Raw genomic sequence first — 5,063 nt, 5'->3', positions numbered from 1 at the left:
CCCATCCGCCGCCCGCACCCGGCGCACGATGTCCTCACTCGGCTCCGACCAGGAGAACTCCCGATCCGCATGCCGCATCGCCCGCCGCAACCGCCCCCACACCTCGGGCGAACGGTAATCCAGCGGCACCGGCACGAACGACGCGTCCGCCGCCTTCCCGGCCACCTCCACCACCAGCTCCACCGCCGCATCGGCCACCGGCCCGTTGTACAGCGCCGACTTACGCGGCGGCTCCGCCGGCATCGCGAACATCCGATACCCCCAGATCGGGCCCGCGTCCATCTCCTCCACCGCCTGCAACGCCGTCACCCCCCACTCGGGCTCGGCGTCCACGATCGCCCAGTCCAGCGACGACGGCCCGCGATCCCCAGGAGGCCCCGGATGAATGATCACCGTACGGTGCCCCTGCCACAACGCCGCCGGCACCCGCTCCTTCAGGAACGGGCAGATCACCAGATCCGGCTTCGCCAGCTCGGCCGCCTCCACCATCGCCTGCTCAGAGACAGCCAGCTCGACACTCACCTCATGACCCTCGCGCCGCAAAGCCAGCCAGGAACGCTGGGTCAGGCCGTTGAACGCGGAGCAGAGCAGCAAGATACGCAACGCGGAACTTCTTTCCGGACAAGGGGAGACGATACGACGCACGGGCACGGGGGACCGGACTCAGCCGGACGGGCGAACCCACCGGTCTCGGGCATTAAAGCCCGTCCCATATGACCCATACATGCCATCGATGCTGACACGAAACTCACACCACCGCTGACACTTCACCGCAAAAACCCCGGCTGACCAGCGCCGATAAATCCCATTTGCCCATAAACATCACGCTCTGCGACGTGGGCCCACCCCTCGGCGACCACCCCGGGAGAGCGGCCCGCACCCCGCCTCCGGCAGGGGAGCCAGGCGGAGTCCCCCCACCGCGGCGCCGACATGATCACACCCCGGCACGAGCGTCCCGAGACGCGGACCGGCCGGGACGACGAGGGGAACCCGGCGCGCACGACCGGGTCCTACCACACCACGGGCCTGGACACCTACTACTGCCGCGACATGTTCCTCAGCCGCCCGCTCGGCACAGCCGGTGAACTCGTCGTCTCGGAACCGTACCGCCACGTCCGCAACCCCATGTGCAGCAGCCTACGGCTGGGCCATCTGGTCACGTGCCGCCGAAGGCCTCGCCGTCGCGGCCGCCTTCCAAGCGGGCATCTACCTGTTCCACTACGCCTACGAGCGCCCGTTCATCCGCCGGGCCTATCCGCACGCCGGCAACACCGCAGCCTCCGTGGCCGCCACCCAGATCACCCCAAGCCGCTGAACCTCGCCGCCTGGACTTCATCCTGATCGGCCATCTGGGCGTTTTATCACATAAGCGATACAGCGAAGCAAATCAGGCCATACCAGACAGAATCCCTGTTCTGTCGGGTATCAGACACGGCTCCGCTGGGGCGCCCGGAAGGGCGCCGCGCCTACAGCCGGTTGACGAAACGCGAGGCGGCCCGCTGGCTCATGCCCGTCTCACCGCGTACGAGGAAGACGGCCTCACGGATCTGGCCGAGCGCCTTGAGCTCCCGCGCCTGGTCCACAAGATCCATACTGGGGTTGGGCCGGTTGCGCGGGCGTTTGGTGAGCCGGACGGCCCAGATGATCAGCCAGATGGCCGCGGCGGCGACGACGGCCGACAGCGCGATGAGGCTTGGGGTGGTGACCTCCAGGGGTGACATGTGGGGGCGTCTTCCCGGGACGGAATGGTTTATGCGACCCGCTCTCGTAGTTGCTCGATAATGAGCATTATGTCAAGTAAAGGAGGAACTCTGGGGACGAAGGGGCCATCCCCGCACGTTTGACGGCTGGTTTGACGGCCTGTCGATTCGCTTCCTCGGCGGGTTTAGGGGGCTTAAGGTGGAGATTCTGCTATTCGCGCCGCGAGAGGAGCAGCACGTGGGGAGCCAGTCGGTGTTATGCCAGATGTGCCAGGGGGTTCTGCCCGCTTCGGGTAAGGAGGCGTACACGGCGTTGCGGGGGCGGCTGATCGTGTCGAACGGTTACTGCGGGGGTGGGTGCGCCGAGCGGCGTGCCGAGGAGGAGGCGGCGCAGCGGGTGGCGCGTCCTCAGCCGCAGGCGGCTCCGGCGCGGCCGGTGGCGGCGGGTGCGGGGCCGGTGCGGGTGGCGCGTTAGGTCGCCGGGTTCTCCGTGCCGAGGTGCCGGTCGGTGGTGTGCCAGTAGTCGCGGGTGCGTACGGCGAGTCCGTCGGGGTCGAAGTGGACGAAGACGCAGCCCGCGAGGGTGGTGGGGCGGCCGTCGTCGAGGGCGTGGACCTGGAATTCGATGGCGGCCTGGTCGCCGTCGACGAGGGGTGTGGCGAAGGTGACGTGGGGGTCGGTCTCGCTGCTGAATGACCAGGCGATGTAGTCGGCGATGGCTTGTTTGCCCTGGTGAGGTGGGCGGAAGGGCATGCTGGTGTGGACGGCGTCGTCGTGGTAGAGGGCGATGATGGCGTCGGTGTCGTGGTGGGTCCAGCCGTGTTGCCAGGTGTCGGCGAAGCGCTGGGCGGCGGTGCGGGTGTCCATGGTGTCCATTGTGGTGGGTGCGGGTTGCGGTCCACGTGACACCCAATAGGTACCCATAGGGGTATTTCTCCCGTCTTGTGGTTGGGGGTGCGGCGGCAAGCTACGTGAGGACCGCTCACCAGCCCCCCGAGGGAGAGGAACCGACGTGCGCGCCATGGACCGGCGAGGAAACGACCCGAGGACGCCCGCCGTACGGCTCCCCTCCCGCAACGCGCTCCTGGCCATGGCCAACGCGCTGGCCGTGCGCACCGGATGGGCGGGGCGGGATCGCGAGGTGTCGTGGCTGTTGTCGGCGCGGCCGTCGGCGGTGCCCGCCGCCCGCCGGCTGGCCACGGCGCGGCTGTCGGCGTGGGGGCTGCACCGGCAGGCCGAGGCCGCCGAGTTGCTCGTCGGTGAGCTCGTCGCCGACGCGCTGCGCCGCTGCGGCGGCCGGATCAGGCTCGCGCTGCGCGTGGACGACGGATTGCTGCGCTGCGAGGTGACGGGGCTCTTCGCCGGTCCTGGGGCGCGACCGGGCCCGGCGCCGCACCAGTCGCTGCTGGCCCGGCTGGCCTGCTGCTGGGGTGTCTCCGGGCAGGTGGCGTGGTTCGAGTTGCCCGCCGGCGGCGGGCACGCGCACTGACCGCCGGGGATGGTGAGCGCGGGTTCCGGCTTCACTCCCCCGGCGTGGTCTTGTCGTCGGCTCTGGTGCGTTCCCCCACCCATACCGCGATCTGGGAGCGGGAGCTGAAGCCCAGTTTGGTGAGGATGTGCTCGATGTGGCCTTCGGCGGTGCGTTGTGAGATCACGAGCGAGGCCGCTATCTCCTTGTTGGTCAGGCCGCGGGCGACGAGCCGGGCGATCTCGCTTTCGCGGCGGGTCAGCCGGGTCAGCCGCTCGGCGCCCTCGCCGCGGCCGGTGGGCGGCTCCTCCTGCAGGACGTAGGCCAGCGCCTCGTCGAGCGGCATGCGGGCGCCGCGCCGTACGGCCGTGCCGAACGCCGCCTCCCCCAGCGCCTTGCGGGTCTCCTCCTCGCAGGCGTCGTGGTAGCCGGCCAGGTGCCCGTACCCGGACAGGGGCGCCCCGACGGACGCCCACACCGTCTGCAGGATGCCGAGCAGGCGTGCGGAGCGCTGGTGGCGGCACTGTGAGGCGGCGATCCAGGCCAGCGCTTCGAGGGTGATGCCGATGCCCAGGGAGTCGCCCAGGCTGCGGTTGACCACCAGCGCCTGCTGTTCCAGGTCGGTGGCGCGCCGCAGGTCTCCTTGCCGCCACACCTCGACGCCCAGCGCCATCATGGCGTACGCGCGGTGCCAGCTTTCGCGGTGGCTTTCGCACAGGGCCAGGCACTCCTCCCCCGCGGTCACGGCGGAGGCGGTGTCGCCGGTGTAGGAGCAGGCCAGTGACAGCCGGATGAGCGACAGCGCCGTGCCGGCGGGGTCGCCGCAGGCGCGGTGCTTGGCCAGGGCCTGCTCGTACAGGGTGATGGCGTCGGCGGTGCGGCCCTCCCACATGGCGATCATGCCGGAGAACAGGGCGACGTAGCCGAGGACGTGCTGGTCCCGCAGCTGCTCCCCCGCGCGGCGGCTGTCGTGCAGCATGGTGGTGGCGGCGGGTTTGTCGGCCTGGATGATGGCCAGCCAGCCGCCGGCCCACAGGGCGCAGGCGCGTACGTCGTCGGGGACGTCGGTGGCGGTGAGTCCTCGCTCCAGCCAGCGCCGGCCTTCAGCCAGGTAATAACTGGTGGTCCAGTGATAGAGCAGGTCGGTGGCCATGGTCAGGCCGGTGCGCGTGCCGTCCGGTCCGTTGAAGGACTCCTCCAGGGCGGTGCGCAGGTTGGCGTGTTCGACGTGCAGGCGGGTGAGCCAGCGCATCTGCTGGGGGCCGAACAGGTCCGTTCGGGCCCGTGCGGCCAGGTCGCGGTAATAACGTGCGTGCCGTTCCCGCAGCCAGTCCTCGTGGCCGGAGGCGGCCAGGCGTTCGCGGCCGTAGGCGCGCAGGGTGTCCAGCATCCGGTAGCGGACGCCGCACGGGTGGTCTTCGCGTATCAGCACGGACTTGTCGACCAGGCCGATCACCAGGTCGACGACGTCGTGGCGGTCGATTCCGCGGCCGGAGCAGATCGTCTCGGCCGCTTCCAGGTCCAGGCCGCCGGCGAAGGTCGAGGCCCGTTCCCACAGCAGTCGTTCTTCGTCCGAACACAGTGCGTAGCTCCAATCGATGAGGGCTCGTAGGGTCTGGTGGCGGGGCAGTTCTGCCCGTGAGCCGGCGTTGAGCAGGCGGAATCGGTCGTCGAGCCGGTCGAGCAGCTGCTGCGCCGACAGGGCGCGCAGCCGGACGGCGGCGAGTTCGATGCCCAGGGGCAGGCCGTCGAGGCGGCGGACGATGCGGGCGATGACCTCGCGGTTGTCCTCGGTGACGGCGAAGGCGGGCAGGACGGCCCGGGCGCGTTCGGCGAACAGGCGGACGGCGTCGCCCTGTTTGAGGGTGTCGAGGGTGGGGCGGGGGGTGTGGCCG

Annotated in this window: 7 protein-coding genes; 3 read left to right on the top strand and 4 right to left on the bottom strand. The window is 70.1% G+C overall.

Annotated elements, in window-relative coordinates; translation table 11 throughout:
- On the bottom strand, nucleotides 1-603 hold a 603-nt coding region (locus tag E1294_RS50965; protein ID WP_342775164.1), incomplete at its 3' end, for a formyltransferase family protein.
- Between the two features lie 478 nt (nucleotides 604-1,081).
- Between E1294_RS50965 and E1294_RS50960 the strand changes: the two genes are divergently transcribed.
- Complete coding sequence (locus E1294_RS50960; protein WP_132520261.1) at nucleotides 1,082-1,315, top strand: hypothetical protein; 234 nt, start codon at nucleotides 1,082-1,084, stop codon at nucleotides 1,313-1,315.
- A 151-nt stretch (nucleotides 1,316-1,466) separates the two neighbouring features.
- On the opposite strand, the gene E1294_RS50955 is transcribed toward E1294_RS50960, so the two are convergent.
- Entirely contained in the window at nucleotides 1,467-1,721 is a 255-nt protein-coding gene (locus E1294_RS50955) for a hypothetical protein (protein ID WP_132520258.1), read from the bottom strand.
- A 178-nt stretch (nucleotides 1,722-1,899) separates the two neighbouring features.
- Between E1294_RS50955 and E1294_RS50950 the strand changes: the two genes are divergently transcribed.
- Nucleotides 1,900-2,175 (top strand): hypothetical protein, encoded by a 276-nt coding sequence (locus E1294_RS50950; RefSeq protein ID WP_132520255.1) that lies wholly within the window; start codon nucleotides 1,900-1,902, stop codon nucleotides 2,173-2,175.
- Here the strand turns inward: E1294_RS50950 and E1294_RS50945 are convergent.
- Nucleotides 2,172-2,567 (bottom strand): nuclear transport factor 2 family protein, encoded by a 396-nt coding sequence (locus E1294_RS50945; RefSeq protein ID WP_132520251.1) that lies wholly within the window; start codon nucleotides 2,565-2,567, stop codon nucleotides 2,172-2,174. The genes E1294_RS50950 and E1294_RS50945 overlap by 4 nt on opposite strands.
- A 145-nt stretch (nucleotides 2,568-2,712) precedes the next feature.
- Between E1294_RS50945 and E1294_RS50940 the strand changes: the two genes are divergently transcribed.
- On the top strand, nucleotides 2,713-3,189 hold the full coding sequence (locus tag E1294_RS50940; protein WP_132520247.1) for an ATP-binding protein: 477 nt from the start codon (nucleotides 2,713-2,715) through the stop codon (nucleotides 3,187-3,189).
- 31 nt (nucleotides 3,190-3,220) lie between these two features.
- Here E1294_RS50940 and E1294_RS50935 read toward each other — a convergent pair.
- Nucleotides 3,221-5,063, bottom strand: a 1,843-nt coding sequence (locus tag E1294_RS50935) for an ATP-binding protein (protein ID WP_132520244.1), incomplete at its 5' end; no start/stop codon positions are given.

Origin of the sequence: Nonomuraea diastatica (genome assembly GCF_004349015.1) — a bacterium.
GTDB classification, from domain to species: domain Bacteria; phylum Actinomycetota; class Actinomycetes; order Streptosporangiales; family Streptosporangiaceae; genus Nonomuraea; species Nonomuraea diastatica.
This window is presented reverse-complemented; position numbering and strand designations above follow the sequence as displayed.

Bases quoted from the DNA above. Each gene is read 5' to 3' on its own strand.
- E1294_RS50955 (WP_132520258.1), bottom strand. From the start codon at position 1,721: ATGTCACCCCTGGAGGTCACCACCCCAAGCCTCATCGCGCTGTCGGCC.
- E1294_RS50945 (WP_132520251.1), bottom strand. From the start codon at position 2,567: ATGGACACCCGCACCGCCGCCCAGCGCTTCGCCGACACCTGGCAACAC.